This window comes from Cytophagia bacterium CHB2 (assembly GCA_030263535.1).
Lineage (GTDB): Bacteria > Zhuqueibacterota > Zhuqueibacteria > Zhuqueibacterales > Zhuqueibacteraceae > Coneutiohabitans.
This window is the reverse complement of the sequence record SZPB01000632.1, coordinates 1-2590: the sequence shown is the minus strand read 5'-3', so window position 1 is coordinate 2590 and position 2590 is coordinate 1. Positions and strand designations below refer to the sequence as shown.

Annotated in this window: 2 protein-coding genes; both read right to left on the bottom strand. The window is 52.7% G+C overall.

The features are described from left to right. A partial coding sequence (locus FBQ85_29685) for a type III restriction endonuclease subunit R (protein MDL1879302.1) occupies positions 1-1546 on the bottom strand: 1546 nt, incomplete at its 3' end. 99 nt (positions 1547-1645) lie between these two features. Then, positions 1646-2590 (bottom strand): virulence RhuM family protein, encoded by a 945-nt coding sequence (locus FBQ85_29680; protein MDL1879301.1) that lies wholly within the window; start codon positions 2588-2590, stop codon positions 1646-1648.

Here is a 2590-nt window from a genome sequence, read left to right as displayed (position 1 = left end):
CGACTTTTTGTTCCTCCGGCTTCGTGAACACCGGCGCAACGCTCGCGCCGGCCACGATCGTGCTGGGGGTGATGTACTCGGGTTGCAGCCCAAGTTTGGTTGCCAATTGCGGCTGGGAAACTACAGTGACAGTTTTTTGCGCAAGCTGCTCCGGATTCAGCACGACCTGCTGCAGACGAATGGTAGAATCTGGTTTCTTGGCTTCATCAACAATCTCTTGAAATTTGTCATGCGCCACAATGTTCAGGCGATCCACGGCCGTCACTCCCGTTCGCTTGCCATAGGGCAAACGCAAGCCGCGACCGATGGATTGCTCAATCAGCGTGCGGGCATTCGCGGCGCGCAGCGGCACGATCGTGTAGAGGTTCGTCACGTCCCAACCCTCTTTCAACATGTTGACGTGAATCACGATTTCCGTGGGCTCTTTTGCGCTTTCGACGGCGAGAAGGCGTTGGATCATTTCATCTTCTTCCGCGCCGGATTTGCTGGAATCGACTTGGATGACTTTATCTTTATAGCGCCCATCAAAAAAGCTTTCCGATTTGATCAACTGCAGCAACTGGCCGGCATGCGTCGTGTCGCGCGCAATCACCAAGAGAAACGGCTTGACGAATGAGTTGCCGGTTTCTCGCGCGTAGGTTTCCAGTTCCACTTTCACGCTCTCGTGCAGCCGGATACCGTCCTCGAGCTTCATGCGTTCAATCTCTTCAGCGGACATGCTGGAGGGATTGAAATCCTTGCGCGTCACCACGGCCGGCTCTTTGACGAATCCGTCTTCCATCGCACGTCTCAGTGGATAGTCGTAGATGACATTCTTGAATGCGATTGGGCCGCGACTGGTTTCCACAAACGGAGTGGCTGTTAGCTCCAATCCCAGCACCGGCTTCAACTCATTGATGGCGCGCACGCCAGCCGAAGCGCGGTAACGGTGCGACTCGTCCATGATCAGCACAAGATCTTTCAAGTCGGCAAGGTAATCGAAATAGCTTTCACCGATATATTCCGACAGCCGCTTGATGCGCGGCGCTCTGCCGCCGCGCACTTCGGAATTGATTTTGGAAATATTAAAAATGTTGATGTGCAACGCGGCCGCGAACAGTTCGCCCTCACGCACGCCTTTGCCGCTCTCGTAGTTATCGCCCGTAACAATCAAAGGCGGCTCGGTAGCAAACTCGGCGATGCCTTTGAAAACGTATTTCGGCGTGTTGGGCGTGAAGTCGGTGATGAGCTTGTTGTAAATGGTGAGGTTCGGCGCGAGCACGAAGAAATTGTTGATGCCGTGCGCCAGGCGCAGGAAGCTGATGAACGCGCCCATCAAGCGCGTCTTGCCCACGCCGGTGGCGAGCGCGAAGCAGAGAGAAGGGAAGTCTCTTTCGAAATCCGTCACGGTTGGAAACTCGCGGCGAATCGTGGCGAGCGCGGCTTCGCGTTCCACGCCTGCTTGCGGTGGAACGATCTCGGCAATGCGGTGTAAAATCTCCAAAGACTGGCGTTGTGGTGGCCGGAGACTCAAGCGTCCTGCAATGGCGTTGACGTGTCGGTTCATGCGGTTTTCCTTGCTGCTTGTCCTAGTGGTGTCGTATCGCAATGGTTTGATTCTACTCATACTCACGCAGTTGTTGCAAAATTTGCCACAACTGCATGGTCATGGTCTTTTCAGTTTTTTCGTCGCTTTCTCAAAGTCGCTTTCATACGATTGATCTTGAATCACCCGAAATTTCGAGTATTCTTCCTCGGCCAACGCTTTGGCGACCTCATGAGAGACTTTGCCTGCATTCTGCAAAATATCATATTCATTGAACTTCAAAAAGGCGTCCAGCTTCTCCACCCAGTCTTTCATTTTCATCGGAATCTGCCGCGCCGCTTGATTTTCGGCGTAATCAAGAAACATGGTCACGACGCGTTCCAGCGCTTTGATTTCTTTCTCTTCCAGATAGTTTTTGGCTATGCTCACGTCCGACTTCATGATTTTGCCGTGCGGCGCATTTTTCCACGTCGTCAATCCCATGTGCGGTGTTTGTTTGGTGATGGCCCAATGTAGCTTGTTCTGCACCGTCTTGAAGAAGGTCTGCGTGATTTCTGCGTCGCGATTGTAATCGATGCTGCACTGCTCGTAAATGTCGGTTATTTTCAGATAAAAGCGCCGCTCGCTCGCACGAATTTCACGGATGCGCTCGAGCAGCTCGTCGAAGTAATCTTTGCCAAAACGCTTGCCCTGCTTGAGGCGTTCATCATCCAATACAAAGCCTTTGATGATGAACTCGCGCAGCACTTGTGTCGCCCAAATGCGAAACTGCGTGGCTTGGCGGCTGTTGACGCGATAGCCGACGGCGATGATGGCGTCCAAATTGTAGAAATCCACTTCACGCGAAACTGAGCGCCCGCCTTCGTTTTGAACTATTCGAATTTTTCGAATAGTTGCCGGCTCCTGCAATTCGCCCGAGGCATAAATCTCTTTCAGATGATAATTGATGGTATTGACTTCTACCTCGAACAATTCGGCCATGCGGCGTTGGCTGAGCCAGAACGTTTCCTCCTGAAAAAACACTTCCACTTTCGCTGCGCCGTCCGGCGTGGTGTAAAGGATGAT